We start from the raw sequence: 809 nt of genomic DNA on the forward strand, positions 1-809 counted from the left end.
CTAGGCCGTGTGGACAGTTACCGCAACCATAGGACAATAGCCGCGAGAGTGACAACGGCGCGGTAATTGCGGGCGGTTTTCTCGAAGCGGGTTGCGACCCGGCGGAACTGCTTGAGCTTGGAGAAGCAGCACTCGACGAGATGACGCTGGGCATAGAGGTGCTTGTCGAGCGGATATTTGAGTGAGCGCGATGGATTGTTGGGTATGACGGCAACTGCATTCTTGGCGGCGATGGCTTGGCGTAAATAGTCGGCGTCATAGGCGGTGTCGGCCATGACCACGTCGGCGGACAGTCCTTCGATCAAGGCTGCGGCTTGCGGCGCATCGCCCTTTTGCCCTGCAGTAAGCGTGAACCGCACAGGGCACCCCAATCCGCGAACGGCCATGTGTATCTTGGTGCTCAAGCCGCCGCGGGAGCGACCAAGGGCTTGATCTTCAGACCCCCTTTTTTGGCCCCAGCCGCATGTTGGTGGGCTCGGACGATGGTGGAATCGATGATTAGATATTCGAAGTCCGGATCATCGGACATCGCCTCGAAGATGCGCCACCAGATACCCTTGCTGCTCCACCGACTGAAGCGGCGGAATACGCTGTTCCAATCGCCGAATACATCGGGAAGATCGCGCCAGGGAGAGCCCGTTCGCACAATCCATAGGACCGCCTCGACGAACATCCGATTATCGCGGCCCGTCGAGCCCTTCTGATCAGGACGCCCGATGATCAGCGGCGACATCCTATCCCACGCCGCGTCACTCAATATCAACCGATCCATTACACCCAAGGCTGCCTCCAAAAGCAGTCTTGAATCA

1 protein-coding gene is annotated in these 809 nt (G+C 58.6%); it reads right to left on the reverse strand.

Going from position 1 to position 809, the window contains the following annotated elements; all coding sequences use genetic code 11:
* Window positions 1–17: 17 nt before the first annotated feature.
* A protein-coding gene (locus AC0L25_RS32430) for an IS5 family transposase (RefSeq protein WP_473599186.1) occupies window positions 18–781 on the reverse strand; the annotation gives its coding sequence in 2 pieces (ribosomal slippage) (window positions 18–443 and window positions 446–781; 762 coding nt in all).
* Window positions 782–809 lie beyond the last annotated feature (28 nt).

It is taken from the genome of Mesorhizobium sp. WSM4813 (assembly GCF_055811555.1).